Source organism: Methylocaldum sp. RMAD-M (assembly GCF_017832375.1).
GTDB lineage: Bacteria > Pseudomonadota > Gammaproteobacteria > Methylococcales > Methylococcaceae > Methylocaldum.
In genome coordinates, this window is record NZ_JAFIBZ010000001.1 from 283,982 (window position 1) to 310,958 (window position 26,977).

The window sequence follows — 26,977 nt, forward strand, 5'->3', positions numbered from 1 at the left end:
GATGGCGGCAAACGCAGAGGTTTATCTTGATGCCGTAAATCCATTGGACAAACTCGGATTGGACCGCCGCTCCGCGCGTGTTCTGATTTTCGGGTTGGGCAAGACCGGTCTTTCGGTAGCGCGTTTTCTGGCAGGCCAAGGTATCGAATTTGCGGTGACCGATACTCGGGAATGGCCCCCGTGTCTGGCAGAATTGCGCGAGACTTGCCCCGACGCCGGAGTCTTTCTGGGCGGCCTTCACAGTGCGGCATTCTCGGCCGCTACCCATTTGATCGTCAGCCCGGGCGTGCCGTTGGACCAGCCGAAAATCAAGGAGGCTCAACGGCGGAAGATACCGGTATTCGGCGATCTCGATCTTTTCGCATGCATGGCGAAAGCGCCCATTCTGGCGATCACGGGAGCGAACGGCAAAAGTACCGTAACGACACTAGTCGGCCTGATGGCGGAAGCCGACGGCAGGAATGTGCGAGTGGGGGGGAATCTCGGTACACCGATGCTGGAGCTTCTGGACGACCGAGCGGAGCTTTACGTTCTAGAGCTGTCGAGCTTTCAGTTGGAGCGTTCCTCGCTTTTAAGGCCGGACGCAGCGACCGTTCTCAACATCAGCCCCGATCATATGGATCGCTATCCGGACATCCAGGCTTATGCCGATGCCAAGCGACGAATTTTTCGCGGGCAGGGCGTAATGGTGCTGAATCGCGACGATCCTATGGTTGCGGCGATGGTGGAACCGGATCGACGCTGTGTGTGGTTCGGCTTGCGAGAGTCGGGTGTCGATTACGGCATTTCGGTCGCCGACGGAGCGGAGTGGCTGACAAGTCACGGCGAGTCGCTGATCCGGACTGAGAAAATCGGTATTCAAGGACGCCATAATGTATCCAACGCCCTGGCGGCCGTCGCGCTGGGAGAAGCGATCGGCTTGTCGCAAGCGGCCATGATCAATGCGCTCGAAAAGTTTGAGGGGCTGGCGCATCGCATGCAAACGGTGGCGGAAATCGACGGCGTCACGTGGATTAACGACTCCAAAGCCACCAACGTCGGTGCGTGCATGGCGGCCTTGGCCGGGTTGCATTCCAAGGCAATACTGATTGCGGGGGGGGATGGTAAGGATGCAGAATTCTCCGTACTCAGACCCGTAGTCGCCGAAAAGGTGCGGGCGGCGGTGCTGATGGGCAAAGACGCCCCGTTGTTGGAAACGGCGTTGAGAGATGTCGTTCCCACGGTCCGCGTCGAAAATATGCGTCAGGCGGTCCGGGCTGCACGGTCCTTGGCGCAGCGTGGCGATTCGGTTCTGCTGGCTCCGGCATGTGCCAGCCTCGATCAATACAAGGACTATCAGGAAAGGGGACGGGTGTTCACGGAAGAAGTCATGGGGCTTTCGCCATGAGGGCGAAAGTGACAGTCCGCGGGCGCGGGTTGGTGCTGCATTGGGGGGACCGGCGCTTTTATTTGGACACTGTCTTATTGGTTGCGTCCTTAGGGCTTCTGCTCCTCGGTTTCGTAATGGTTGCCTCGGCCTCTCTGCACCTCGGGGAGAAACTCGCCGAGGACAGCTTTTATTTCCCCCGACACCAGCTAGTCCACATCGCTCTCGGTCTTTGCGCCGGTTGCGCCGTCGCCTCGGTCAAGTTAGAGTCATGGCAGAAATCGTCGTTGAGCTTGTTCCTGTTTGGGCTCGTTCTACTGGTCGTGGTTTTGATGCCCGGCGTCGGCAAGGTCGTGAACGGGAGTTCGCGCTGGATCAACTTATTCGGCATACGGGTTCAGGTTTCCGAGGTATTCAAGCTCATCGCCGTCATTTATACGGCAAGCTATATCCACCGTCATCTCCGCACGGTGCGCGACTCGGTTCAAGGAATGATCCGGCCTCTGGCGCTGCTATCCATAGGTGCATTACTGCTGCTCATGGAGCCCGACTTCGGTGCGACTGCGGTAGTCATGGCGACGGCACTGGGCATGTTGTTTCTGGGTGGTGCGAGATTATGGCAGTTCGGCGTACTGCTCGGCCTAATGACATTTGCCGGGGTTGGGCTGATTTACAGCGCTGAATACCGTTTGAAGCGCGTACTCAGTTTTACCAATCCCTGGGAACATCCGCTCGATACCGGTTTTCAGCTTACCCAGGCCCTGATCGCGTTCGGTCGCGGCGAGTGGACCGGGGTGGGTTTGGGTTCGAGCGTGCAAAAGCTGTTTTATTTGCCGGAGGCGCATACCGACTTTCTCTTTTCCATCATTGGCGAAGAGTTGGGATTGGTCGGTACCACCGCTGTTATCTCGCTGTTTATGCTGATTGTTTGGCGTGCGCTCGTAATAGGTCAGCTGGCCGACCGGGCTGAGAACCGCTTTGGTGCGTTCGTTGCTTACGGCATCGGTATTTGGTTTGGACTTCAATCGTTTATCAATATGGGAGTGAATATGGGCATGTTGCCCACGAAAGGACTGACCTTGCCGCTGATGAGTTACGGCGGCGGAAGCATGATGGTTATGTGTGCGGCATTAGGACTTTTATTTCGGGTTCGGAGCGAAGCCCTCGAGGCTTATGCCGCGGCGCCCAGGGTTAGGGCCAAATGGGCGCACGTCTGATGATCATGGCCGGCGGTACCGGCGGTCATGTGTATCCGGCCTTGGCGGTCGCGCGGGAGCTTTTGGCGCGGGGGCACGAGGTAGTCTGGATGGGGACTCGGTCCGGGTTGGAGGCTCGAGTTGTGCCGGCGGCCGGTATCCCCGTGGAATGGTTGTCGGTGTCAGGTTTGCGCGGCAAGGGCTGGTTAGCCAAGTTGAGTTTTCCGTTCATGCTGACGAAAGCTTGCTTGCAGGCATTGTTCATTTTGCGTCGCGTCAAGCCGAGCGTGGTTCTCGGGATGGGGGGATTCGTCTCGGGGCCGGGGGGGCTTATGGCGCGTCTGCTGGGTATCCCCTTGGTGCTTCATGAGCAAAACCGCATTCCAGGAACTACCAATCGCTGGCTCGCCCGGAGGGCGCAAGCGGTATTGGAAGCTTTTCCCGATAGTTTCGCACCCAAGTTGGGAGCGCTCTGTACCGGAAATCCGGTACGGCAAGAAATTGTTTTTCTTAAACGAGAAATCGGGGCCGGATGGGACGAGCCCCTTAAGATTTTGGTTCTCGGAGGTAGCCAAGGCGCCAGGGCTTTGAACGAGATCGTGCCGGAGGCCCTCGCGAGGGTTGAGATGCCGATTCGCGTTTTTCATCAGACCGGAGAGGCGATGCGGGCAAAAACAGCGGTCCGGTACGCACAATTGAGACTGTCGGCGCGGATCGAAGCATTTGTCGAGGACATGGCCGAGGCTTACGCCTGGGCAGATTTGGTGGTTTGCCGTTCGGGAGCGATGACGATCAGTGAGCTGACCGCGGCGGGGTTGCCGTCGATCTTGGTTCCGTATCCATACGCCATAGACGATCATCAGACTCACAATGCCCGGTACCTCGTCGATAATGGAGCGGCCGTGCTGATTCCTCAGGCCGAGCTGTCCGCGGAGCGTCTTGCCGAAGAAATCACCGCCCTGATGCAGGAACCGGCCCGACTGAAGGCCATGGCGGAGCGCGCATCGGCCTTGGCGAAGCCGGATGCGGCCCAGGTGGTAGCCGAAATCTGCCTGAATGAGGTCGACCGTGAAGCTGCCTGAGCAAATCGCGGGACAATACGGCATGAACCGCATCCGTCGGATTCACTTCGTCGGGATCGGCGGCACCGGCATGTGCGGCATTGCCGAGGTTCTTCTAAATCTCGGGTATCAGGTCTCGGGCTCGGATCTTAATGAAAATGCCAATACACGGCGCTTGGCTGAACTCGGCGCGAAAATATTCTTCGGTCATGCGCCCGTGCATATCGCGGAATCCGAGGTCGTGGTCGTATCCAGTGCCGTCAATCGATCCAACGTGGAAGTCGATGCTGCACGTTCCCAGAAAATTCCGGTCATTTCGCGGGCGGAGATGCTCGCCGAACTGATGCGGTTCCGCTACGGCATCGCCGTAGCCGGCACCCACGGCAAGACCACGACGACCAGCCTGACATCCAGCGTACTTGCCGAAGCCGGACTCGATCCTACATTCGTTATCGGAGGGCGCCTCAACAGCGTAGGCACCAACGCTCAGCTCGGCAAAGGCTCCTATCTTGTCGCCGAGGCGGACGAGAGCGATGCCTCTTTCTTATATTTGCAGCCCATGATTGCCGTGGTCACCAATATCGACCGGGACCACATGGAGACCTATAGCGGTGATTTCAGCAGACTGAAGAGGGCCTTCGTCGAATTCTTGCATCATGTGCCGTTCTACGGTCTGGCCGTGCTGTGTCTGGACGATCCGGGCGTCAGGGATATTCTGCCGGAAATCAGTAAGCCGATGAAAACCTACGGTTTCAGTCCGGAAGCCGACATCCGGGCCGTGAATATCCGTCAAGACGGATTGCGTTCGCATTTTTCGGTGCTTAGGTCGGGGTGCGATGAACCGCTCGACGTGAGCCTAAATCTCCCGGGGCGGCATAACATATTGAATTCATTATCAGTAATTGCCATCGCTGGAGAATTGGGTATTTCCGACGAGATCATACAGCGTGCTTTGCTGGGATTTCGGGGTATTGGACGGCGTTTTCAGATCAATGCCGAGGTACCTTTCGGCGGCTCCTTCGTCACTTTCGTCGACGACTACGGGCATCACCCGCGAGAGATTGCGGCGACCCTCGACTCGGCGCGCCAAGCCTGGCCGGACCGGCGGCTGGTATTGGTGTTTCAGCCGCATCGCTATACGCGGACGCGCGATCTGTTCGAGGATTTTGTGCAGGTTCTGTCCAAAACCGACGTTCTGGTGCTACTCGATGTCTATGCCGCCGGCGAAGCGCCGGTAATCGGCGCGGACGGGCGGGCATTATCGAGGGCGATCCGGGTGCGAGGCCAGATCGATCCGGTTTTCGTCGAAAAGGTAAACGACCTGGCTGAAATCCTTCCGGGCATAGTCGAGCCGGGCGATGTCGTTTTGACGCTCGGGGCCGGAAGCATCGGGCAAGTTGCTGTCGAATTGCCGTTGTGCTTGACCGACATGCCGGTCGGAGCAATCCAGTGACTGCGGTCTGCGAAGATGGGATAAGCGCGGTCAGTTCGCTCGGTTTAAGGGGCGAGATGCGCTATAACGAGCCACTGGCGAACCACACCTCCTGGCGCGTCGGTGGACCGGCCGATCGCTTTTACTTGCCGGCCGACGCGGACGATTTGGTTCTGTTTTTGCGTTCGCTGCCTCCCAATGAACCGGTTTTCTGGCTGGGCCTGGGCAGTAATCTGCTGGTTCGGGACGGCGGAATCAGAGGTACGGTTATCTGTACCCGAAATCGTTTGAGAGTACTCCGGCGTTCAGGTTCCGGACGCATTTATGCCGAGGTGGGCGTGCCTTGCGCTCACGTGGCCAGATTTTGTTCGGAACAGGAACTGACCGGCGCCGAATTCCTGGCGGGAATTCCGGGCACCATGGGCGGCGCCCTTGCAATGAATGCCGGGGCATTCGGCGGCGAGACATGGCCCCTGGTGGCGCGGGTGGTGACGGTCGACCGTTCCGGTACGTTGCGGGACCGCAGCGGGGGCGACTTTCTCGTTGGCTACCGCAGCGTGAAGGGTCCAGAGAACGAATGGTTTTTGGCTTGTGAGCTCCGGCTTCAGTCTGGTGATGCGGTTGCCAGCCGCGAACGAATCCGGGCGTTGCTGGCTAAACGAAGCGCATCGCAGCCCATCAATCTGCCGAATTGCGGCTCGGTGTTCCGGAACCCGGTGGGCGATCATGCTGCGCGCCTTATCGAAGCCTGCGGGCTCAAGGGGTATCGCATGGGCGATGCATGCGTTTCCGAAAAACACGCCAATTTCATCATTAACACGGGTGCGGCCAGGGCGGCCGATATCGAGGCTCTGATAGGGTTCGTCCAGACGACCGTTGAGCAGACATTCGGGCAGCACTTGATTCCCGAAGTTCGGATCGTGGGCGAAAAATCGACGAGGAGAGATTGAATGAGCAAGCGAATCCTGAAATCGGCTGAATTTGGACGTGTTGCCGTGTTGATGGGCGGTGCCGCCGCGGAGCGCGAAATTTCTTTGAAGAGCGGTCAGGCGGTTTTGGCGGCCTTGTTGAAAAATAACATCGATGCGGTCGGCATAGATGTAACGAGAAATCCGATACAGCCGCTGCTCGAACAACATTTTGACCGCGTGTTCAACGTGATCCATGGAAGGGGTGGCGAAGACGGCGTTCTTCAAGGGGCTCTGGAAGCCTTGGGACTGCCCTACACCGGAAGCGGTGTCCTGCCGTCGGCCTTGAGCATGGACAAGCTCAGGACCAAGCTGTGCTGGCTCGGAGCGGGATTGCCGACGCCGCGCTGGATGAAACTTCAAGGGCCGGAGGACGTAGACCGGTGCGCCGATCTGCTGGGATTCCCGGTCATCGTGAAACCCGCTCAAGAGGGTTCCAGCATCGGAATGGGGCGGGCCGAAAATAAAATCGAATTAATGGAAGCATGGGAACGCGCTTCACACTATAATTGCGCGGTTTTTGCGGAGGCTTGGATTGTCGGTCGGGAATATACAGCCGGCGTGCTCGACGGCGAGCCGTTGCCGTTGATTCGCTTGGAAACGCCCCATTCTTTTTACGATTTCGATGCCAAATATCGCGCCGAGACCACTCGTTATCACTGTCCGGCCGGACTTCCCCGTGAAGAGGAGGCCGCTCTCCAGAAATTGGCTCTACAAGCTTGCGATACGCTCGGCGTGACCGGCTGGGCTCGGGTGGATCTTTTGGTCGATCAAGATAACCAGCCGTGGTTGATCGAGGTCAACACGGTTCCCGGCATGACCGACCACAGCTTGGTTCCGATGGCGGCGAAAGTGGCGGGCTTATCGTTCGAGGACTTGACGTGGCGAATATTGGAAACGAGCTTCCCGCGTCGCGGAGAGGGCGATGCCGAGGCCTAAAGCGGTGCCCGTCAGGGCATTGTTCTTTTTTGGGGTCGTGGCTCTCTGCGGTCTGGCTGCCATGAGTGTCGATCTCGGGCAGATCAAGGGTTTCATGCCCATACGTTATGTGCGCGTGGAGGGGGAGATTCGGAATCTCGATGCGGCAGAGTTCACGAGGACTTTGCTGCCGTTGACCCAGGTCGGATATTTTCTAGTGGATACGCATGGCATTGAAGAAGCCGCCAAATCATTTCCTTGGTTAGACAGCGTTCAGGTTGCTCGGCTCTGGCCCGATACCTTGCTGCTGAAAGTCGTTGAGCAAAAACCGGTTGCCCGCACCAGCGACGGTGGGCTGATCAACGATCGCGGGGGGCGGTTTTCGCCCGGAAACGTCCAGTCCTATGTGAAGTTGCCGATCCTCGACGGCCCACCGGGACAGGAAAAGCAGCTTTTGAGCATGCTTTATCTATTGAACGGGAAGTTAAAGCAGAAAGGTATGCGAATCGATTCCTTGAAGCTCACGGGGCGGCGGGCGTGGAGCGCTCGTCTGGCCAGTGGCGTGGAAATCGAGTTCGGAAAACAAGATCCGGCTCTTGCGCTGGAACGTTTGCTGACGTTATTGCCGCGCTTGGGCGAAGCGCGAATTGCGGCGCTCCAGAAAGTGGACTTGCGCTATCCGAACGGGTTTGCAGTGATTTTCAGACCGCAATCCCAAGCGGATCTTGTTTCTCTGGCCCAACCCGTTTGCATCGCGCGCGGCCGAATTCGGAGCAGGATATATACCTGACGTGAATTAAAAACAAAGATTCATTGCAATGGCTAGAAAATCAGATCGGAATCTCATCGTTGGCTTGGATATCGGTACCTCCAAGGTGGCTTGCATCGTCGGTGAGATAAACGAGGACGGTGAAATCGAGGTGGTCGGTATCGGTACCCATCCGTCCCGCGGCCTGAAAAAGGGTGTGGTGGTCAACCTGGAGACCACGGTTCAATCGATCCAGCGTGCCGTCGAGGAAGCCGAATTGATGGCGGGATGCCGGATTCAGTCGGTCTATGCGGGCATCGCGGGCAGCCATATCAGCAGCATGAATTCGCACGGCATCGTCGCCATCAAGGAGAAGGAAGTAACCCAGAGCGACGTGGATCGCGTAATCGATTCGGCGCGCGCGGTTGCCATCCCGGCGGATCAGAAAATCCTTCACATCCTGCCGCAGGAGTTCGTGATCGATAGGCAGGAAGGTATCAAGGAACCGGTCGGCATGTCGGGAATCCGTCTCGAAGCACGGGTGCATATCGTAACCGGCGCGGTCAGTGCGGCGCAGAACATCATCAAATGTATTCGTCGCTGCGGCCTGGACGTCGAGGACATCATCCTGGAACAGCTTGCGTCTTGCACGGCGGTGCTGACCGAAGATGAGAAGGATCTCGGCGTATGCTTAGTAGACATCGGTGGAGGAACCACCGATGTGGCCGTATTCACCGACGGAGCCATTCGCCATACGGCCGTCATTCCTATTGCCGGAGATCAGGTAACCAACGACATCGCGGTGGCGCTTAGGACGCCGACCCAGTTCGCCGAAGAAATCAAGATCAAACACGCTTGTGCGTTAACCCAATTGGCCAAGCTGGAGGACACCATCGAGGTGCCCAGTATCGGCGACAGGCCGGCGCGCCAGATTTCCCGCTTGAATTTGGCTGAAATCGTCGAGCCTCGCTACGAGGAGCTGCTGTTGCTGGTGCAGCAAGAGCTGCGTCGGAGCGGTTTCGAGGACTTGATCGCGGCCGGAATCGTGCTGAGTGGCGGCAGCGCCAAGGTCGAGGGATTGGTGGAGCTGGCGGAAGAAATTTTCCACATGCCGGTACGCCTGGGTTTGCCGCAGTATGTCACCGGTCTGACCGATGTGGTTCGAAATCCGATTTACGCGACGGGCGTCGGACTGCTTCTATTCGGCAAGCAGCACCAGACGCTGGCGGGGAGGTATATGCCCTTGGGAACGGGCTTTAAAGGGTTGTGGGCAAGGATGAAGAGTTGGTTCACGGGTAATTTTTAGGATCGAAAATTCCCCGGAGTGGAAATGCAGTTAAGACGGGGTGGAAACAATGCAATTCGAACTAGTGGATTCTTATAGCCAAAACGCGGTTATCAAGGTAATTGGCGTCGGGGGCGGTGGTGGAAATGCTCTCAACCACATGGTCAACAGCCATGTCGAGGGCGTTGAATTCATATGCGCCAATACCGATGCGCAAGCTTTGAAGAACATTCGGGCCAAGTCGGTCATTCAGCTGGGAAATGCACTGACCAAGGGGCTTGGAGCGGGAGCGAATCCGGAAATCGGCCGACAGGCCGCCTTGGATGATCGCGATCGCATCATGGAAGTTCTGGAAGGTGCGGACATGGTGTTTATTACCGCCGGCATGGGCGGCGGAACCGGGACTGGAGCGGCTCCGGTGATTGCCGAGATTGCCAAGGAAGCGGGTATTCTTACGGTTGCCGTGGTCACCAAACCGTTTCCGTTCGAAGGCAAGAAACGGCGTAGCGTGGCGGAAAGAGGCATCGAGGAGCTCGGTCAATTCGTCGATTCGCTGATTACGATTCCGAACGAGAAGCTGTTGCCGGTATTGGGCAAAGACGTCAGCTTGATCAATGCCTTCGCTGCCGCGAACGATGTCCTGCTCGGCGCGGTGCAGGGCATCGCCGATCTCATTACCCGGCCGGGGCTCATCAACGTGGACTTCGCCGATGTGCGTACGGTAATGTCCGAGATGGGCATGGCGATGATGGGTACCGGTGTGGGTACCGGCGAGCACCGTGCCCGCCAGGCAGCCGAAAAAGCCATCGCCAGTCCCTTGCTCGAAGACATCAATCTTCAGGGCGCGCGTGGCGTTCTGGTCAACGTTACGGCCTGCCAAACTCTCTCGATCGGCGAGTTCAGCGAGGTGGGCGACGCCATAAGAGACTTCGCTTCGGATGACGCGGTCGTCGTGATTGGTACGGCCATCGATCCGGAGCTGGACGATGAAGTGCGCGTTACGGTGGTGGCGACGGGACTAAACAACCAGCGGCAGGCGAACGAAGCGACGATCAAGTTGGTGCATAAGCACACGGGTGAGATCGATTATGATCAATTGCAGCGTCCGACTGTAATTCGCAAGCAGCCCAAGCATGATGTTCGGGCGGAAGCGAAGAAGGATATGGATCTCGATTACTTAGATATTCCGGCGTTCTTGCGCCGTCAGGCCGATTGAGAAAGTAGCGAGGACGCTTCGGTCCGCCCCCACTGGTCTGAGCCCTGCGTAGTTCGTATGCTTGGGCGGTTTAAACTGTGCAGGGCTATATGAGGGATTTTTGGGGATAGTCAGACAAGATAGGTGAGTCGAATGATCAGGCAAAGAACACTAAAGAACGTTATTAGAGGTACCGGAGTCGGGTTGCACACCGGAGAGAAGGTCTATCTGACCCTCCGTCCGGCTGCTCCTAACGCGGGTATTGTATTCCGGCGCGTGGACTTGCCTGAACCCGTCATCATCGAGGCAAGGCCGGAAAATGTCGGCGAAACCACCCTATCGACAACCCTCGTCAAGGGGGACGTGAAGATTTCCACCGTCGAGCATCTCCTATCGGCGTTCGCCGGGCTCGGAATCGACAATGCCTATGTCGATGTGAGCGCGCCGGAGGTACCCATTATGGACGGCAGCGCCGGCCCATTCGTGTTTCTCATTCAGTCGGCGGGCGTGGAGGAGCAAAACGCACCGAAGCGTTTTATTCGGATAAAGCGCAAACTTAGGGTTGAAGACGGTGATAAGTGGGCTAGTTTTGAGCCTTATGACGGCTTTAAAGTTACCTTTACGATCGATTTCGAACATCCGGCTTTTCGCAAGGATGTGCAAACGGCCAGCATCGATTTTTCATCGACATCTTTTGTTAAGGAAGTGAGTCGAGCGAGGACCTTTGGCTTTATGCGCGATATCGAAGCCTTGCGCAAACGCAGGCTGGCCCTGGGAGGCAGCATGGATAATGCGATAGTGGTGGATAACTACCGCGTCTTGAACGAAGATGGGTTGCGTTACGCCGACGAGTTCGTAAAACACAAGATTCTGGATGCGATCGGGGACCTTTATCTCCTCGGACACAGTCTGATCGGTTCGTTTACCGGCCATAAATCCGGCCATGGTTTGAACAATCGACTGCTGATGGAGCTGCTCAAGCAAAGGGATGCCTGGGAATCGGTGACTTACATGGAAGACGACGTTCTGCCGATTTATTTCATGAGGGCGGCGCAGGCCGCTGGCTGATTCCTTTTCTCTCTGGACTGGTCAGGTCCAGGCGAACGATCGGTGTTAAATCCTTATCGAAATGCGGCAGGGAAGCCGATTCTTATCCAGCCGCCGGGTTGGACTTCTCTCGCGTGCCCGTAATTTGGGCATCAGTCCAGGGGCAAACGATCTCTGTCGGCTGAATTTTCGACGCTGTTTTTTATTGATTTTCTTTTCCGGGGTCGGCGTTCCTCAGTGCCTGCACTGTTGCGCTCAGCCGCAGCAGCGCTTCCTTAAGTTCCCCGGAAGATGTCGACAATGCGCTATTTTTCAGTACCTCGGCGGCGAAGCCGGATGGCAAGGCGAGAACTGGTTTGTCGAGAGGTCTTGCTGCGGCAGGCAGTGCGTTACGAATCAGTAAATCGTTGAACCGGTATCCGGTCGATTGCTGAACCTTGGATAAGAGGTGCAAGGCATAAAAGCGTATTTGTGAGGCCCAAGCCGGCGAGTCCACGTAAAGAATCAGGCGGTCCGGCTTGACCACGCAGTCTACACAATGGTCCGCAAGAAAGCCTGGCAGTGCTCTTTTTGCCACATCGAGTACGCGGCGGTGTTTTTCTACCTGGATCAGGAGCCCTTGGATCGCGGCGCCTTGAAATAGACCGGCAACGGATTCTGGTTGGCGCATCTTCGAAATCAGCCCTCCATGGTAGTCGCGGTTAGCCGAATCGAACCCAGCAAACCTGTTCGAATTTGCCTCAATTTCTCGCCAACGTCTGATATGGCCCTCGACTCATTATAAATACCATGGTTTTGCGGTATCATCGTTGGATTATTTTTCGTTTGGACTCGGAATTAAACCGCAATGCTAGGCAAGCTAGTAAAGAAAATCGTTGGCAGTCGCAACGAGCGAATCATCAATAGAAAAAGAAAACTCGTCAAGAAGATCAACGCGCTGGAACCTCAGTTCCAGAATCTATCCGATGAGGCGTTACGAGGGAAAACCCAAGAATTCAGAGACCGCCTGAACGAGGGTGAGATGCTCGATGCGTTACTCCCAGAGGCTTTCGCCGCCGTCAGGGAAGCATCTCGCCGCGTTCTGAACATGCGCCACTTCGATGTTCAGTTGATAGGCGGGATGGTGCTCCATGACGGGAAGATCTCGGAAATGAAAACCGGCGAGGGCAAGACGCTGGTCGCCACCCTGGCCGCTTATCTGAATGCACTGCCCGGTAAAGGCGTACATGTCGTCACCGTCAATGACTATTTGGCGCGCCGAGACTCCGAATGGATGGGCAAGCTCTATAACTTCCTCGGACTCTCCGTGGGCGTCATAGTCAGCAGTCTGAACGCGGAGCAGCGCCGGGAATCCTACGCGGCCGACATTACCTACGGTACCAATAACGAGTTCGGCTTCGATTACCTCCGGGACAATATGGCATTTTCCCGCGACCAGAGGGTGCAGAGGGAAAAATATTTTGCGATCGTCGACGAAGTCGACTCCATCTTGATCGACGAAGCCAGGACGCCTCTCATTATTTCGGGGCCGACCGAGGACCGCAGCGACCTTTACCATAAGATCAACGCCTTTATTCCTCATCTCAAGCGTCAGGAAAAAGAAGGCGCTCGCGGCGATTACAGCGTCGACGAAAAATCCCGGCAAGTCTACCTCACGGAGGAGGGGCACGAGCGCATCGAGCAGTTGCTGGTTCAGCAGGGATTGATCAATGCAGACGAAAGCCTGTACGACGCCGTCAACATCAGGCTCATGCATTTCATCAATGCCGGATTGCGGGCTCACGCGCTGTTCCAGCGGGATGTCGACTATATCGTTAGGGAAAATCAGGTCATCATCGTGGACGAGTTCACCGGCCGCGCGATGCCGGGACGTCGTTGGTCCGAAGGGCTGCATCAGGCGATCGAGGCTAAGGAGAACGTTCCGGTTCAAAACGAAAACCAGACGCTGGCCTCCATCACGTTTCAGAACTATTTCCGCCTGTATGAAAAACTGGCCGGCATGACCGGTACGGCCGATACCGAGGCCCCGGAGTTTCATCAGATTTACGGCCTCGAAGTTGTCGTCATCCCGCCCAATAGGCCCATGGTCCGCCAAGATCTCGGCGATCTCGTCTACCTCACCGTTCGTGAGAAATACGGCGCCATCATCGAGGATATCCGCGAGTGCGTGAAACGCGGCCAACCGGTGCTGGTGGGGACTACATCCATCGAAAACTCGGAACTCTTGGCGACTTTCCTCCGTAAGGAAGGCATTCCGCATCAGGTGCTGAACGCCAAGCATCACGAGCAGGAAGCTCATATCATTGCGCAAGCCGGTCAGCCCGGTGCGGTCACTATTGCGACCAACATGGCGGGCCGCGGCACCGACATCGTTCTCGGCGGCAGCCTGGAAGAGGATTTGGCGGCTATCGATCCCAGCGATCAGGGGTCCGTCGCTCGCTTGAAAGAGGAGTGGAAAGTCCGTCACGCTCAGGTTGTGGAAGCAGGCGGCTTGCACGTCATCGGATCGGAGCGGCATGAATCTCGGCGCATTGATAACCAGTTGCGGGGACGGTCCGGACGGCAGGGTGACCCCGGCTCATCACGGTTTTATTTGTCCTTGGAAGATCCCTTGATGCGGATTTTCGCTTCCGATCGGGTGGCCGTGCTCATGCAAAAGCTGGGAATGAAGGAAGGCGAGGCGATCGAACACCCATGGGTGACACGGGCGATCGAGAGCGCTCAACGCAAGGTTGAAGCGCGCAACTTCGACATCCGCAAGCAGTTGCTGGATTACGACAACGTCGCCAACGATCAGCGCAAGGTGGTTTATCACATGCGTGACGAACTGATGGAGGCGGACGATATTTCCGAGGCGATCACGAACATGCGTCGGGACGTTGTCGGCCAGATATTCACCCAGTTCATTCCGCCGCACACCCTGGAAGAGCAGTGGGACGTCAAGGGTCTGGAAGACACGCTATTGCGGGAACTCGGATCGAAGCTGCCGGCGCAACAATGGCTGGATGAAGATTCGCGGCTGGATGAGGACCGCCTGCTCCAGAAAATCATCGATCAGCTGGATGCGGTTTATCAGGCAAAGAGTGCCGTTATAGGCGAATCGGTCATGCGTCATTTCGAGAAAACGGTGATGCTGCAAGTTCTCGATAACGCCTGGAAAGAGCATTTGGCGGCCATGGACCATCTGCGCCAGGGCATCCATCTACGCGGTTATGCGCAGAAGGATCCGAAGCAGGAATACAAGCGCGAAGCGTTCGAGATGTTCACCTCCATGCTGGACGGGATTAAACACGAGGTGATCGGCATCGTATCCAAGGTTCAGGTGCACAGCGAAGAAGAAGTCAATGTCATGGAGGAACAGCGCCGCGCCGTACCTCAAGAAATGCGTTTCGAACATGCCGAGGCACACGCACTGACTGCGGAACCTGAAGAGGCGGAGGTCGAGGAAAAGCCGGTTAAACCACGGCCCGCACAGCCTTATATCCGGGACGTCGCCAAAGTGGGCCGTAACGAGCCTTGCCCTTGCGGTTCCGGGAAGAAATTTAAGCACTGCCACGGCAAATTGGATTGAAATCGCCGCGTATGAGCGTCTTGAGCGAAGAGTTGACCCTGGCAACCGTAAAAGGCGTCCGGCTCGGTGCGGCCTGTGCCGGCATCAAGCGGAACGATCGTGACGATATCGTGGTGATCGAAGCAGCCAAAGGGTCTACCTGTGCGGCCGTTTTTACCCAAAATGCCTTTTGCGCCGCGCCGGTGATCGTGGCGAGAGATCATCTCGGACACCATCCACGCTGGCTCTTGGTCAATTCCGGGAATGCCAATGCCGGAACCGGCCAGCGAGGGCTGGACGATGCTCGTCGGACCTGCCGGACGCTCGGCCGGCTGACCGGCGCGGCGGCCGAGCAGGTGCTTCCTTTCTCGACCGGTGTAATCGGCGAATATCTTCCGGTGGAAAAGATCGAATCGGCTTTGCCCAAAGCCCTGAGCGCCTTGGACGAGGCGGGATGGACGCGCGCGGCAAGGGCCATCATGACGACCGATACGCAGCCTAAAGGTGCAAGCCGGACTGTCAATCTGGCTGGAGTATCGGTGACCGTCACTGGCATCGCCAAAGGCGCCGGCATGATTCACCCCGATATGGCCACCATGCTGGCCTTCATTGCCACCGACGCGAAGGTTGAACCGGCTAGTTTGCAGGCTTGCTTGAGCGACGCCGCCGACGGTTCTTTTAATTTGATCACGGTGGACGGCGATACCTCGACTAACGACGCCTGCGTTCTGTTCGCAACGGGCGGAGCCGGTAATCCCGAACTTAGCCGGCAAAGCGTGGATTTCCCTCTCCTGGCCCGAGCGGTTCGGGAGGTTTGTGAAGACTTGGCTGAAGCCATCGTGCGGGACGGCGAAGGCGCCACCAAGGTGATGCGGATAGAGGTCCAAGAGGCCAGGGATGAAACCGAAGCGCGGAATGTGGCCAAGACTATCGCCCATTCGCCTCTGGTCAAAACCGCTTTTTTCGCCAGCGATCCGAACTGGGGCCGGATTTTGGCTGCGATCGGTCGTTCAGGCTGCGCCGATCTCGATATATCGGGCGTTTCTATATGGTTGGGGAACGTGCTGATCGTGGAAAATGGAGGACGCGCCATGGGCTACACCGAGGAGGCCGGGAGAGCCGTGATGTCTGAGAATGACATCCTGATTCGCGTTGTGCTGGGGAGGGGGAGCGCGCATCAGCGTGTCCTGACGTGTGATCTCTCTTACGATTACGTCCGCATCAACGCGGAATATCGAACCTAGTCGAGGCTGAACGTATCCCGGTGAGCGGTTGCTCCGAGTTGCATGTAGCCGCCGGTGTCATCCGGAACGGACTCGGCCAAATTCTCATTGCGCGGCGCCTCGCCCACGTCCATCAAGGGGATCTTTGGGAGTTTCCGGGAGGCAAGCTGGAAGCCGGCGAAACCGCAAAGGAAGCTTTATCCAGAGAAATCCGCGAGGAGCTTAACCTCGAAGTGATAGAGGCATCGCCCTTGATTCGGATTCGTCACGCTTATCCGGAGCGTTGCGTACTGCTGGATGTGTGGCGGGTGGAGCGGTTCGAGGGGACGCCAATCGGCATGCAGGGACAGCCGATTCGTTGGGTTTCGCCAGACGAATTGCCCGGCTTCGCATTTCCGGCCGCGAATCGCCCCATCGTAACGGCTGCCAGACTTCCCGATCAGTATGCGATTCTGGACGATGAATCGGGCGATGAGGCGCTTTTGCGCGAGCGTTTGCACCATCTGGTGTCGCGCAGAGCCGGTTTGATCCAATTGCGGGCGCGCCGATTGGGTGTGCACCAATACGAGGCGTTGGCGCATTATGCTGTGGAGTACTGCCGGGAACGGGGCGCGATCCTACTTCTGAATGCGGATCCGTGCTGGGTGGTCGGGACGTCCGCCGCGGGGCTTCATCTTACGGCACAAAGACTGATGAGCTTGAGTGAACGGCCATTGGAGAAAGCCCGGTGGGTTGCCGCATCTTGTCACAATCTCGGTGAACTGAAGCACGCGGAGCGAATCGGCGTCGATCTGGCCGTTCTTGCCCCTGTGCTGTCCACGCCCACCCACCCCCATGCCGTGCCGCTAGGATGGATAACTTTTGCCGAGTTGGTGGATCAGGTAAATATTCCGGTCTTCGCTTTGGGGGGGGTGTCTCCAGCGGATGTGGACGTTGCAAAGTCCCATGGGGCTCAGGGCGTGGCGGGAATTCGCGGATTTCTTCCGTAAACGGCACTGAAATGGGTCGTATGCACATTAATGGTGCGTTTTTGTTTTGCGAACAAGTTGTTGCACTATTGTAATTCCGGGAGATAACAGCGTTTTTCTATTGGTACAATTTTTGTTTAATTACCCGCTTGAGATTTTTACAACCCTAATATTCGGGAGATAAAGAATGACGCCACAAGATGTACTTCAGCTGATGAAGGAAAAGGAGGTCAAATACGTTGATTTGCGGTTTGCCGACACTCGGGGCAAGGAACAGCATGTTTCCATTCCGGCGCACAGTGTGGACGAGGACATGTTCGAAGACGGCAAGATGTTCGACGGTTCGTCTATTGCGGGCTGGAAGAGCATCAACGAGTCGGACATGATCCTGATGCCTGATCCGACGACGGCGGTTATCGATCCGTTTTTCGACGATCCAACCCTGATTTTGCGCTGCGATATCGTCGAGCCCTCTACCATGCAGGGTTATGAGCGCGATCCTCGCTCCATCGCCAAACGTGCTGAAGCTTACATGAGATCCACGGGCATCGCGGATACCGCGCTGTTCGGGCCAGAAAACGAATTCTTCGTATTCGACGATGTGCGCTGGGGCGTTTCCATGCAGGGTTCGTTCTATAAAGTCGATTCCGAAGAAGCCAGTTGGAACACCGAAAAAGTTTACGAAGACGGCAACATCGGCCATCGTCCCGGCATCAAAGGCGGCTATTTTCCGGTGCCGCCCGTTGACTCCATGCAGGACTTGCGCGCGGCCATGTGCAATACGCTGGAAGAAATGGGGCTGATCGTCGAGGTTCATCACCACGAGGTGGCGACCGCCGGACAGTGCGAAATCGGCGTCAAGTTCGGTACGTTGGTCCGGAAGGCGGATGAGGTGCTTACCCTCAAATACGTGGTACACAATGTCGCTCACGCTTACGGCAAGACCGCGACCTTCATGCCGAAGCCGCTGGTCGGCGACAACGGCAACGGCATGCATGTTCATCAATCACTGTCCAAGGGTGGCGTGAACTTGTTTACCGGTGATTTGTATGGCGGCCTTTCTGAGTTGGCGCTGTTTTACATCGGCGGCATTATCAAGCATGCGAGAGCTTTGAATGCCTTCTGCAACCCGTCCACCAACAGCTACAAACGCTTGGTGCCGGGGTTCGAGGCGCCGGTCATGTTGGCTTATTCCGCCCGCAACCGATCGGCATCGATCCGCGTTCCGTATGTCACTAATCCGAAAGCGCGCCGCATTGAGGTTCGTTTCCCTGATTCCACCGCCAATCCATATTTTGCTTTCGCAGCCATGCTGATGGCCGGTCTCGACGGTATCCAAAACAAGATTCACCCGGGCGACGCCATGGACAAGGATCTTTACGATTTGCCGCCGGAAGAGGAGAAGAGCATTCCGCAGGTTTGTCATGCGTTTGATATGGCGCTGGATGCATTGAGTGCGGATCGCGAATTCCTGACTCGCGGCGGCGTCTTCACCAATGATGCGATCGATGCGTACATCGACCTCAAGATGCAGGAAGTCACCCGTCTGCGCATGAGCACGCATCCGGTTGAATACGATATGTATTACAGCCTCTAAACGGCTATTCGGCCCGAATCTGAAAACGCCCCTTTATGGGGCGTTTTTTTTGTTCGGGTATTTTCCGAATCCGAGACGCTATAGAGAGCTCGCGTAAAGAGTAGTCTGGCGATTCATTCGGCTGAACAAGGCTGTCTATCCCAGTGACAAGTCCGAAAGGGCGAATGTGAGCTCAAAAGTGACTGGCTCGGGCGGTAGCGCCTTTGTCGAGTGTTGGATTATCTATATTGGTAAATTCCGAAATAACTTCAAATGGAACAGATGTTTCAGCAAATCGGTCTAATATGCACCAAGATGGTGCGCATTGCCTGAGGTTCTGTGGCCGCGAGTGTCCGCTGCTGAGTTCTATAGGTCTTGAGGCACCTACAATCAAGCGCAGCTTGCATGGACAATTGGCCTCCATCTTGCTTTTCAAATCGTAATGAATAACCCAGATCCCATTCCACTATATCAACGCATCCTCGATCATTTAACGGACGCCGTGTTGGTTTTCGATCCCGCGTACCGCCTGATTTATATCAATGTGGCCGGGGAAATGTTGTTCGCAGTGAGTGCACGACAGGTTCTGGGTTCGGGGGCCAAAGAGCTTTTCTTTCTATACGATCAGAACATCGAGAAAGATTTGAAACGAACCTTGCAACAGGGTGAATCGTTGACCAAGCGAAATTTGTCGTTGGGTCTTCCGTCTCAAGCTATTACGGTCAATTTCACGATCACGCCGATGCTGGAGCAGGATAAACCGGTCGCCGCATTGGTGCAGATTGAACAGGTGGATCGGCATTTGCGCATCTCCATGGAAGAGCAGCTTCTGGCACAGCAGAACGCCGCTCGTATGCTGTTGCGGGGATTGGCCCACGAAATAAAGAACCCTTTGGGCGGTCTGCGTGGTGCGGCGCAGTTGCTCGACAGGGAGTTGGTCGAAGAAGAGATGCGGGAGTATACGAAAATCATCATGGAGGAATCCGACCGCCTGCAATCGCTGGTCGACCGGATGCTTGAGCCCAACAAACCGCCGCGGAAAAGTCGGCTCAATATCCACCGGGTACTGGAGAGAGTGCGTCAGTTGGTGCAGGTGGAGGCTCCTCCAAGCGTCGTCATCGAAAGAGACTACGACCCGAGTTTGCCGTTGGTGAATGGCGATAGCGATCAGCTGATTCAAGCGATCTTGAACGTCGTGCGCAACGCGGCGCAGGCGGTAGGGAAGAAAGGGCACATCCTGATTCGCACGCGCATCCATCGCCAGGTGACCATTGGTCATAGGCGCAACCCGATGGCCGTCAAGATCGACATCATCGACGATGGTCCGGGTATTAAGCCGGAGTTGCTCGGTCAGATTTTTTACCCGATGGTAACCGGGCGCGCTGACGGTACCGGTTTAGGCCTGTCGATCGCACAGTCCTTGATCAATCAGCATGGTGGATTGGTCGAGTGCTCGAGTTCCCCGGGCAACACGGTTTTTTCTATTTTCCTGCCGTTGGAGAAGGACCATGAGTAGTTCAGCCCAAGTATGGGTGGTTGATGATGATCGCTCGATCCGCTGGGTCTTGGAAAAGGCCTTGCAAAAGGCATCGATACACGCGCGCTGTTTTTCGAACGCCGGCGGATTGCTCGATGCTCTCGATCAGGGCAAGCCCGATGCCATATTGACCGATATTCGGATGCCGGGCATGGACGGGCTGGAGCTTTTGCGGCAGCTGCAGATCAAGCATCCGCAACTTCCCATCATCATCATGACGGCGCACTCGGATCTGGAGAGCGCGGTCTCGGCATTCCACGGCGGCGCGTTCGAATATCTGCCGAAGCCGTTCGATGTGGACGATGCCGTTGATCTGGTGCAGCGTGCATGCGCACAAAGTCAGCGCGCGCGGCAAGAGCAAGGTCCGCCCGAGGTGGCCGAGGAAACGCCCGAAATCATCGGGGAGGCGCCGGCCATGCAAGAGGTTTTTCGCGCCATCGCGCGACTCGCCCGCTCCCACATCACCGTTCTGATCAACGGCGAATCGGGGACCGGGAAAGAGTTGGTTGCGCGGGCGCTGCACCGCCATAGTCCACGGGCCGACAAGCCTTTTATCGCCCTCAATATGGCGGCGATCCCCCGCGATCTGCTGGAATCCGAATTGTTCGGCCACGAACGCGGTGCGTTTACCGGCGCGCAGGCTCGCCGCGCCGGGCGTTTCGAACAAGCCGACGGAGGCACGTTGTTCTTGGACGAGATCGGCGATATGCCTGCGGATTTGCAGACCCGTTTGTTGCGCGTGTTGGCCGACGGCGAGTTTTTTCCCGTTGGTGCGCACGCACCGGTCAAGGTGGACGTCCGCATTATTGCCGCCACTCATCAAAATCTGGATACGCTTGTCGCCGAAGGCCGTTTCCGGGAGGACTTGTTCCACAGATTGAACGTCATCCGCATTCACCTCCCGCCCTTGCGGGAGCGTCGCCAGGATATTCCTTTATTGCTGAACCATTTCCTCAAGGAGGCCAGTCAAGAGCTGAAGGTGGAAACAAAAGTCTTGTTGCCGGATGTGGAGGACTATCTTTGTCGGCTCGATTGGCCGGGCAACGTGCGTCAGTTGGAGAATACCTGTCGCTGGATCACGGTTATGGCGGCGGGCAAGGAGGTTCATCTGGACGATCTGCCGCCGGAATTACTGAGTGTTAAGGCGAGTACCTCTACTGTCGTCGACAGTTGGGAAGATTGTTTCCGGCAATGGGTCGATAAGCGCTTGAGGCGTGGGGATAGAAATGTCGCAAAGGAAGCTATAGATTCAGCCGAAGGGATTTTGATCGCCACGGCGTTACAATTCACCCGCGGGCGTCGCCAGGAAGCAGCAAAGTTATTAGGTTACGGCCGCAATACATTGACACGAAAGATCAGCGAGCTGAGTCTGGACGTGTAAGAAATCGAGTACCGGCAAGCTTATCGTCAACAGCTCCGGCTTTGATGCGATAATCGCCCCTTTCCGGCTTTGTCGTCTGCGGACAGCCGCAGAGGAACGACGAGCTTTTCGTGCCCAATCTGAAATTGCCAAATAAGCGGACCGACTATGCCAAACCGAAGTCTTGTGAATAGTAAGCGAAAACCGTGGTTGACCGAGCTGCCTGCCTTGGGGTTGAAGGCCAAGGATTTGGCCGTGGACATCCGCCGTCATTTCAGCTACACGCTCGGCCGCGACAAGTACTGCGCATCCGCGCACTATGCCTACACGGCGGTCGCTTTGACGGTCCGCGACCGCTTGATGGAGCGGTGGAAGAATACGCATTACGCCTATGAGGAAGCGGACTGCAAGCGTGCTTACTATTTATCCATGGAATTCTTGATGGGGCGGACCTTGAGTAACGCCACGCTCAATCTCGGGATCGACGATCCTCTGCACGAAACTTTACACGACCTGGGGCTGGATCTAGAGGAGATCGTCGAGAGCGAGCAAGATGCCGGATTGGGTAACGGCGGGCTGGGTCGGCTGGCTGCTTGTTTCGTAGATAGCTGTGCGACGCTGCAGTTGCCGGTGATGGGCTACGGCATCCGTTACGAATATGGCATGTTTCGGCAAAACATCGAGGATGGCCATCAGGTCGAGGAGCCCGATCATTGGCTGCGGAACGGCCACGTCTGGGAGCTGGAGCGTCCGGAACTGACGGTGCGGATACGTTTCGGCGGGCGGACGGATACTTATGGCGGCGACGAATCCCACCCGAGGAGGCGCTGGGTGGATACCCACGATGTGCTCGCAGTCCCGTACGACATCCCGATTCCCGGTTACAAGAACGGTACGGTTAACACGCTGCGCCTGTGGAAAGCGGCTGCCACGGATGAATTCGATCTACAAGACTTCAATGCCGGAGATTACACCGAAGCGGTCCGTTCCAAGAACATGGCGGAAAACATCACCATGGTGTTGTATCCCAATGATGCAAGCGAGAACGGAAAGGAGTTGAGGCTACGCCAGCAATACTTTTTGGCTTCGGCCAGTCTTCAGGACGTCATCCGCAAATGGGTGCTGGTGCATGGCGAGGACTTCAGTCGGTTTGCGGAAAAGAATTGTTTTCAGCTCAACGACACCCATCCGAGTATTGCCGTAGCCGAGCTGATGCGCCTTTTGATGGACGAGCATGGGTTGCATTGGGATGAGGCTTGGGCCATCACCTCGCGTACCATGGCTTATACCAATCACACACTGCTTCCGGAAGCCTTGGAGAAATGGCCGGTGCGCCTGTTCCGGCAATTGTTGCCGCGGTTGCTGGAAATCATTTTCGACATCAACGCACGATTCTTGGGTGAGGTCGCCAACCGCTGGCCGGGCGATCTGGACCGATTGGCGCGGATGTCCCTGATCGAGGAAGGCTGGGAGCAACAGGTTCGCATGGCTTACCTGGCCATCGTCGGGAGCTTTTCGGTCAACGGGGTGGCGGAGCTTCACTCCAATCTGCTCATGCAAGGGCTGTTTCGCGATTTTTACGAACTGTGGCCGAATAAGTTCAACAACAAGACCAACGGTATTACGCCTCGCCGCTGGCTGGCCGGGTGTAATCCCAAGCTTGCCTCGTTGATCACGGAAACGATAGGCGAGGGTTGGTTGACCGATCTGTCCCAACTCGGCAAGCTGGCCGCATATGCCGATGATTCTGCGTTTCGCCAACGCTGGAGGGAAATCAAGCGCCATAACAAGGAGCGTCTCTTACGCTATAAGAAAGCGGAGCTGGGCGTGGATATCGAACTGGATGCGCTGTTCGACGTTCAGGTTAAACGGATACACGAATACAAGCGCCAGTTGCTCAACGTACTTCATGTCATTCACCTCTATGACCGCATTAAGCGCGGCGATACGGCCAATTGGACGCCGAGGTGCGTCCTATTCGGCGGCAAGGCGGCACCGGGCTATGCCATGGCGAAGCGAATCATCAAATTGATCAGTAATGTGTCCAACGTGATCGATCGCGATGCTGCGGCCGGCGAGCTGCTCAAGGTGGCCTTCCTGCCCAATTACCGGGTGACTGCGATGGAATACATTTGTCCCGGCACCGATCTTTCCGAACAGATTTCGACCGCGGGTAAGGAAGCGTCCGGTACCGGCAACATGAAGTTCATGCTGAATGGGGCGCTGACTATCGGTACTCTCGATGGCGCCAATATCGAGATTCGTCAGGAAGTGGGGGCCGAGAATTTCTTCCTGTTCGGCCTCACCGCCGAGGAGGTGGAGGCGAAGCGAGGCCAATACGATCCCGAGTCCGTCATAAACGGCAATGACGACCTGCGCCGGGTGATGCATCTCTTGGAAAGCGGGCACTTCAACCAATTCGAACCGGGAATTTTCGATCCCATCATCCATGCCATAAAAAGCCCGCACGATCCTTGGATGACGGCTGCCGACTTTCAAAGTTACGTAGAAGCCCAGAGGCGCGCGGCCGCTGCTTACCTCGATCAAGAGCAGTGGGCAAGAATGAGCATCCTAAACTGCGCTGCTGGCGGCAAGTTTTCCACCGACCGCACGATTTCGGAGTACAACCGCGACATTTGGAAACTGGAGCCGATCCGCCCTCGGTGTGAATAAGTCCTAACGTGTTCCACATCGTCCTTTACGAGCCGGAAATACCGCCGAACACAGGGAATATCATCCGTCTCTGCGCCAACACGGGCGCTTGGCTGCATCTCATCCATCCCTTGGGCTTCCGGCTTGATGACGCCAGGTTGCGGCGCGCCGGCCTCGATTATCGGGAATGGGCAGATGTGCGGGAATACGGGGGACTGGATGAATTCTTGGAACGGGTTCGGCCGGAGCGGCTGTTCGCGCTCAGCACCAAAGGGCGGTGCTGCTACGCGGATGCCGACTTCCGCCCGAATGACGCCTTGCTGTTCGGTCCGGAGTCCAGGGGATTGCCGGAAACCTTGCTGGCTTCCTTGCCGAAGCCGCGCCTTCTTTACGTGCCTATGAAACCGGAAAGCCGCAGCCTGAATCTGTCCAATACCGTAGCGTTGGTGCTTTACGAAGCATGGCGGCAGAACGGCTTTTCGGGAGCGATTGAACGGGTTTGACCGAAGCAGGCTCAACCGGCCAAGGCTTCCGGCTTCTGTTCTCTCAGGAGTAGATTGTTGACGGCCTCTAAAGGCGCGAGCCCTTCGTAAAGGATTTTGTAGGTCTGTTCGGTAATCGGCATCTCGATCCCGAGACTTTGCGCCAGCTGGTAAATAACCTTCGTAGTAAGAATCCCTTCGATTTCTTGGCCGATTTCGGCCGCGACTTGCTCTCGCGGGAGCCCTTTGCCGAGCCCGAGGCCGAAGCGCCGGTTTCGAGATTGATTGTCGGTGCAGGTCAAAATGAGATCGCCGACACCGGCAAGTCCCATGAAGGTTTCCGGTTTGCCACCCAATGCCAAACCCAAGCGCATCATCTCTGCGAGTCCGCGGGTTATCAGCGCCGCACGGGAGTTGGCGCCGAAGCCCAGGCCGTCGGCGACCCCGGCGGCGATAGCCAGTACGTTCTTGGTCGCCCCGCCCAACTGAACGCCGATGATGTCTTCGGTGGTGTATGCGCGGAATCGGTTGTTATGAAGCAGCCCCGCCAGCATTTTGGCGAATTCGATCTCCCGTGACGCTACCGTAATGGCGGTCGGGAGATTGGCGGCCAAGTCGCGGGCGAAGCTTGGGCCGGACAGCACGGCGGCGGGAATGTCGGGTCCCAGAACGTCCTCCGTGACTTGGTGCAAAAGCTTTCCGCTTTGCAGTTCCAGACCTTTCGTGGCCCATGCGATCTTGGATTCCGGGGTGAGATGCGGTGCCAGGTCCATCAGGAGGTTTCTAAATGCATGGCTGGGCACCGCAACTACGAGAATTTCCGCGGTCTTAACGGCTTCTTCCAGATTCGCGACGACCCGGAGGTTGTCGGGAAAGCGCGCACCGGGTAAATAGCGCTCGTTGCCCCGGGCGGCGTTGAGTTTGGCCAAATGTTCGGGGCGATGCCCCCAAAGCACAGTGGGATGGCCGTTGCGGGCTATCAAAAGGGCTAGGGCTGTGCCCCATGAGCCCGCGCCGAGAACTGATACAGCTGTCATGTGGGCGATTGCGGACTATCCCGTTAATGGCTTGTGGGGGCGGAGCCCTGCTGCTGTTGCATCTGCTGCATGTACAAGGCGTCGAAATTGATGGGGGCAAGGAGCATGGGCGGGAAACCGCCCTTGGTCACGAGATCGGAAACGGCCTCGCGCGCATACGGAAAGAGAACGTTCGGACAGTAGCTACCGATCAGAGGGCCGAGTTCTTGGTCGTCGAAGCCCGCCATCGCGAAAATCCCCGCTTGGCAGACTTCCACCAAATAAGCGGTTTTTTCGCCGAGTTTAACGGTTACCGTCGTGGTGAGACTGACCTCGTACAGATTTTCCTGAAGCTTTTGCGCATTGCTCGACAGGTTGAATTCGACCTTCGGTTCCCATTTGAGCGTGAATACCTCCGGCGAATTCGGCGTCTCGAAAGAGACGTCCTTAACGTAAATCTTTTGCAGGACGAACTGTCTTTCTGGCTGAGTGGTTTCTTCGGCCATGGATAATCCTTATTTGTTTCGTAAGCTTGGAAAAATCGGGAGAGGGCGAATTACTTGTTATTCCGCTTCTTAACGACGGGGTATTTTTGGTCTTCCCATGCGAGCATGCCGCCTTTCATTTCAAACACTCGGGCGAAGCCTAAACCGGTCAGTTTCTTGCAGGCCTGGGGAGATCGCGTGCCGGACTGGCAGGTTACGATAACGGGATTTTGTTTGTATGCCTCCAATTCCTGTGCTCGTTCCTCGAGTTTGCCCAAGGGAATGAATTTCGCATTTTCGATATGGCCGTTGGCATGTTCGTGCGGTTCGCGGACATCGATAATGATGGTGTTTTCATCATTCATCAGGTTTACGGCTTCCGTCGGCGAGATTACTTTGTGTTTACGGAAGGCGCTGTCGATAAAATCCTGAATCAGCAAAATCGTAACAATGAGCAAACCGCTGGCCATGATCCAGTGATTGCCCAGGAATTCCAACAGGCGGTCGGGTGTGACAGTCATAGAGAAAATTCGGCTCCAACTAATGATGACAAAATACTTCTTTCATCAGCTTGATCAGCTGCAGTGTGCGCTCGTCGTCAACGTAATAGTACACGCGGTTAGCGTCTTTCTTACAGGCGAGAATACCTTTATCGCGCAGAATGCCCAGATGCTGAGAGATATTGCTCTGAGTCGTGCCGACCTGCTCGACGATGTCCTGAACGCTGACTTTATTGTTCCCCAAGGTGCATAAAATCTTGAGTCGCAGCGGATGGGACATGGCTTTCAGGCAATAGGCAGCCTGCGCGATATCGGCATCTTCCGTAATCAGTATCTCGTTTGGTTTGGTCATCGGAGGCTTCGCATTGTAAGAGTTTGTGCGCTCTTTAGCCGCGATTGCTCGAGCAACACG

General features: G+C 56.5%; 23 protein-coding genes. 18 read left to right on the forward strand and 5 right to left on the reverse strand.

The genetic code is table 11. The features are described 5' to 3' along the window. Nucleotide 1 precedes the first annotated feature (1 nt). From murD to lpxC, 10 genes are all read left to right on the forward strand, one after another. Nucleotides 2–1,387 carry a UDP-N-acetylmuramoyl-L-alanine--D-glutamate ligase gene (gene murD, locus JOD69_RS01295; RefSeq protein WP_210023770.1) on the forward strand — a complete coding sequence of 462 codons (1,386 nt, stop codon included), beginning with the start codon at nt 2–4 and terminating at the stop codon, nt 1,385–1,387. Continuing rightward, nucleotides 1,384–2,583 (forward strand): putative lipid II flippase FtsW, encoded by a 1,200-nt coding sequence (ftsW, locus tag JOD69_RS01300; RefSeq protein ID WP_077728484.1) that lies wholly within the window; start codon nt 1,384–1,386, stop codon nt 2,581–2,583. Before murD ends, ftsW begins: the two co-directional genes overlap by 4 nt. After that, nucleotides 2,568–3,644, forward strand: a complete 1,077-nt coding sequence (murG, locus tag JOD69_RS01305; RefSeq protein ID WP_086135153.1) for an undecaprenyldiphospho-muramoylpentapeptide beta-N-acetylglucosaminyltransferase — start codon at nt 2,568–2,570, stop codon at nt 3,642–3,644. Before ftsW ends, murG begins: the two co-directional genes overlap by 16 nt. After that, entirely contained in the window at nt 3,619–5,076 is a 1,458-nt protein-coding gene (murC, locus tag JOD69_RS01310) for a UDP-N-acetylmuramate--L-alanine ligase (protein WP_086135154.1), read from the forward strand. Before murG ends, murC begins: the two co-directional genes overlap by 26 nt. A gap of 56 nt (nt 5,077–5,132) precedes the next feature. Continuing rightward, a complete protein-coding gene (gene murB, locus JOD69_RS01315; protein ID WP_077728481.1) occupies nt 5,133–6,005 on the forward strand; it encodes a UDP-N-acetylmuramate dehydrogenase in 873 nt (290 codons plus the stop codon). Further along, complete coding sequence (locus JOD69_RS01320) at nt 6,006–6,962, forward strand: D-alanine--D-alanine ligase (protein ID WP_077728480.1); 957 nt, start codon at nt 6,006–6,008, stop codon at nt 6,960–6,962. Beyond that, nucleotides 6,949–7,731, forward strand: a complete 783-nt coding sequence (locus tag JOD69_RS01325) for a cell division protein FtsQ/DivIB (RefSeq protein WP_086135155.1) — start codon at nt 6,949–6,951, stop codon at nt 7,729–7,731. The genes JOD69_RS01320 and JOD69_RS01325 overlap by 14 nt, the downstream gene beginning before the upstream one ends. Before the next feature lie 28 nt (nt 7,732–7,759). Continuing rightward, nucleotides 7,760–8,995: a cell division protein FtsA gene (gene ftsA, locus JOD69_RS01330; protein ID WP_077728478.1), complete on the forward strand. Its 1,236-nt coding sequence runs from the start codon at nt 7,760–7,762 to the stop codon at nt 8,993–8,995. A 49-nt stretch (nt 8,996–9,044) separates the two neighbouring features. Then, nucleotides 9,045–10,190 carry a cell division protein FtsZ gene (ftsZ, locus tag JOD69_RS01335; RefSeq protein WP_077728477.1) on the forward strand — a complete coding sequence of 382 codons (1,146 nt, stop codon included), beginning with the start codon at nt 9,045–9,047 and terminating at the stop codon, nt 10,188–10,190. A gap of 132 nt (nt 10,191–10,322) precedes the next feature. Further along, nucleotides 10,323–11,237 (forward strand): UDP-3-O-acyl-N-acetylglucosamine deacetylase, encoded by a 915-nt coding sequence (lpxC, locus tag JOD69_RS01340; RefSeq protein WP_077728476.1) that lies wholly within the window; start codon nt 10,323–10,325, stop codon nt 11,235–11,237. A 181-nt stretch (nt 11,238–11,418) separates the two neighbouring features. Here the strand turns inward: lpxC and JOD69_RS01345 are convergent, their stop codons facing one another. Beyond that, nucleotides 11,419–11,886 (reverse strand): DciA family protein, encoded by a 468-nt coding sequence (locus JOD69_RS01345; protein WP_077728475.1) that lies wholly within the window; start codon nt 11,884–11,886, stop codon nt 11,419–11,421. A gap of 177 nt (nt 11,887–12,063) precedes the next feature. Between JOD69_RS01345 and secA the strand changes: the two genes are divergently transcribed. From secA to JOD69_RS01385, 8 genes are all read left to right on the forward strand, one after another. Next, on the forward strand, nt 12,064–14,787 hold the full coding sequence (gene secA / locus JOD69_RS01350; protein ID WP_086135156.1) for a preprotein translocase subunit SecA: 2,724 nt from the start codon (nt 12,064–12,066) through the stop codon (nt 14,785–14,787). A gap of 11 nt (nt 14,788–14,798) precedes the next feature. Next, nucleotides 14,799–16,010, forward strand: a complete 1,212-nt coding sequence (gene argJ, locus JOD69_RS01355) for a bifunctional glutamate N-acetyltransferase/amino-acid acetyltransferase ArgJ (protein WP_086135157.1) — start codon at nt 14,799–14,801, stop codon at nt 16,008–16,010. A 20-nt stretch (nt 16,011–16,030) separates the two neighbouring features. Next, nucleotides 16,031–16,978: a Nudix family hydrolase gene (locus JOD69_RS01360; RefSeq protein ID WP_086135158.1), complete on the forward strand. Its 948-nt coding sequence runs from the start codon at nt 16,031–16,033 to the stop codon at nt 16,976–16,978. A 166-nt stretch (nt 16,979–17,144) separates the two neighbouring features. Continuing rightward, nucleotides 17,145–18,554 carry a glutamate--ammonia ligase gene (gene glnA, locus JOD69_RS01365; RefSeq protein ID WP_077728472.1) on the forward strand — a complete coding sequence of 470 codons (1,410 nt, stop codon included), beginning with the start codon at nt 17,145–17,147 and terminating at the stop codon, nt 18,552–18,554. Nucleotides 18,555–18,975: 421 nt separating this feature from the next. Beyond that, nucleotides 18,976–20,049 carry a nitrogen regulation protein NR(II) gene (gene glnL, locus JOD69_RS01370; RefSeq protein ID WP_077728471.1) on the forward strand — a complete coding sequence of 358 codons (1,074 nt, stop codon included), beginning with the start codon at nt 18,976–18,978 and terminating at the stop codon, nt 20,047–20,049. Then, nucleotides 20,042–21,451, forward strand: a complete 1,410-nt coding sequence (ntrC, locus tag JOD69_RS01375) for a nitrogen regulation protein NR(I) (RefSeq protein ID WP_077728470.1) — start codon at nt 20,042–20,044, stop codon at nt 21,449–21,451. Before glnL ends, ntrC begins: the two co-directional genes overlap by 8 nt. Nucleotides 21,452–21,598: 147 nt before the next feature. Then, on the forward strand, nt 21,599–24,103 hold the full coding sequence (locus JOD69_RS01380; RefSeq protein WP_077728469.1) for a glycogen/starch/alpha-glucan phosphorylase: 2,505 nt from the start codon (nt 21,599–21,601) through the stop codon (nt 24,101–24,103). Nucleotides 24,104–24,111: 8 nt separating this feature from the next. Next, nucleotides 24,112–24,585, forward strand: a complete 474-nt coding sequence (locus tag JOD69_RS01385) for a tRNA (cytidine(34)-2'-O)-methyltransferase (protein ID WP_077728468.1) — start codon at nt 24,112–24,114, stop codon at nt 24,583–24,585. 11 nt (nt 24,586–24,596) lie between these two features. Here JOD69_RS01385 and JOD69_RS01390 read toward each other — a convergent pair whose 3' ends face one another. The 4 genes from JOD69_RS01390 to JOD69_RS01405 are packed head-to-tail and all read right to left on the reverse strand — an operon-like array spanning nt 24,597 to nt 26,917. Continuing rightward, nucleotides 24,597–25,601, reverse strand: coding sequence for an NAD(P)H-dependent glycerol-3-phosphate dehydrogenase (locus tag JOD69_RS01390; RefSeq protein ID WP_077728467.1), 1,005 nt, complete (start codon nt 25,599–25,601; stop codon nt 24,597–24,599). Nucleotides 25,602–25,624: 23 nt separating this feature from the next. Beyond that, nucleotides 25,625–26,086 (reverse strand): protein-export chaperone SecB, encoded by a 462-nt coding sequence (secB, locus tag JOD69_RS01395; protein WP_077728466.1) that lies wholly within the window; start codon nt 26,084–26,086, stop codon nt 25,625–25,627. Nucleotides 26,087–26,136: 50 nt separating this feature from the next. After that, a complete protein-coding gene (locus JOD69_RS01400; protein ID WP_086135159.1) occupies nt 26,137–26,586 on the reverse strand; it encodes a rhodanese-like domain-containing protein in 450 nt (149 codons plus the stop codon). Between the two features lie 19 nt (nt 26,587–26,605). After that, nucleotides 26,606–26,917 carry a metalloregulator ArsR/SmtB family transcription factor gene (locus JOD69_RS01405; protein ID WP_077728464.1) on the reverse strand — a complete coding sequence of 104 codons (312 nt, stop codon included), beginning with the start codon at nt 26,915–26,917 and terminating at the stop codon, nt 26,606–26,608. Nucleotides 26,918–26,977 lie beyond the last annotated feature (60 nt).

Coding starts and splice junctions, on each gene's coding strand:
- glnA (WP_077728472.1), top strand. CDS start 17,145: ATGACGCCACAAGATGTACTTCAGCTGATGAAGGAAAAGGAGGTCAAA.
- JOD69_RS01390 (WP_077728467.1), bottom strand. CDS start 25,601: ATGACAGCTGTATCAGTTCTCGGCGCGGGCTCATGGGGCACAGCCCTA.
- glnL (WP_077728471.1), top strand. CDS start 18,976: ATGAATAACCCAGATCCCATTCCACTATATCAACGCATCCTCGATCAT.
- ftsA (WP_077728478.1), top strand. CDS start 7,760: ATGGCTAGAAAATCAGATCGGAATCTCATCGTTGGCTTGGATATCGGT.
- secB (WP_077728466.1), bottom strand. CDS start 26,086: ATGGCCGAAGAAACCACTCAGCCAGAAAGACAGTTCGTCCTGCAAAAG.
- JOD69_RS01345 (WP_077728475.1), bottom strand. CDS start 11,886: ATGCGCCAACCAGAATCCGTTGCCGGTCTATTTCAAGGCGCCGCGATC.
- ntrC (WP_077728470.1), top strand. CDS start 20,042: ATGAGTAGTTCAGCCCAAGTATGGGTGGTTGATGATGATCGCTCGATC.
- JOD69_RS01320 (WP_077728480.1), top strand. CDS start 6,006: ATGAGCAAGCGAATCCTGAAATCGGCTGAATTTGGACGTGTTGCCGTG.
- JOD69_RS01405 (WP_077728464.1), bottom strand. CDS start 26,917: ATGACCAAACCAAACGAGATACTGATTACGGAAGATGCCGATATCGCG.
- JOD69_RS01325 (WP_086135155.1), top strand. CDS start 6,949: ATGCCGAGGCCTAAAGCGGTGCCCGTCAGGGCATTGTTCTTTTTTGGG.
- ftsZ (WP_077728477.1), top strand. CDS start 9,045: ATGCAATTCGAACTAGTGGATTCTTATAGCCAAAACGCGGTTATCAAG.
- ftsW (WP_077728484.1), top strand. CDS start 1,384: ATGAGGGCGAAAGTGACAGTCCGCGGGCGCGGGTTGGTGCTGCATTGG.
- secA (WP_086135156.1), top strand. CDS start 12,064: ATGCTAGGCAAGCTAGTAAAGAAAATCGTTGGCAGTCGCAACGAGCGA.
- murG (WP_086135153.1), top strand. CDS start 2,568: ATGGGCGCACGTCTGATGATCATGGCCGGCGGTACCGGCGGTCATGTG.
- argJ (WP_086135157.1), top strand. CDS start 14,799: ATGAGCGTCTTGAGCGAAGAGTTGACCCTGGCAACCGTAAAAGGCGTC.
- JOD69_RS01380 (WP_077728469.1), top strand. CDS start 21,599: ATGCCAAACCGAAGTCTTGTGAATAGTAAGCGAAAACCGTGGTTGACC.
- murC (WP_086135154.1), top strand. CDS start 3,619: ATGAGGTCGACCGTGAAGCTGCCTGAGCAAATCGCGGGACAATACGGC.
- lpxC (WP_077728476.1), top strand. CDS start 10,323: ATGATCAGGCAAAGAACACTAAAGAACGTTATTAGAGGTACCGGAGTC.
- JOD69_RS01400 (WP_086135159.1), bottom strand. CDS start 26,586: ATGACTGTCACACCCGACCGCCTGTTGGAATTCCTGGGCAATCACTGG.
- murB (WP_077728481.1), top strand. CDS start 5,133: ATGCGCTATAACGAGCCACTGGCGAACCACACCTCCTGGCGCGTCGGT.
- murD (WP_210023770.1), top strand. CDS start 2: ATGGCGGCAAACGCAGAGGTTTATCTTGATGCCGTAAATCCATTGGAC.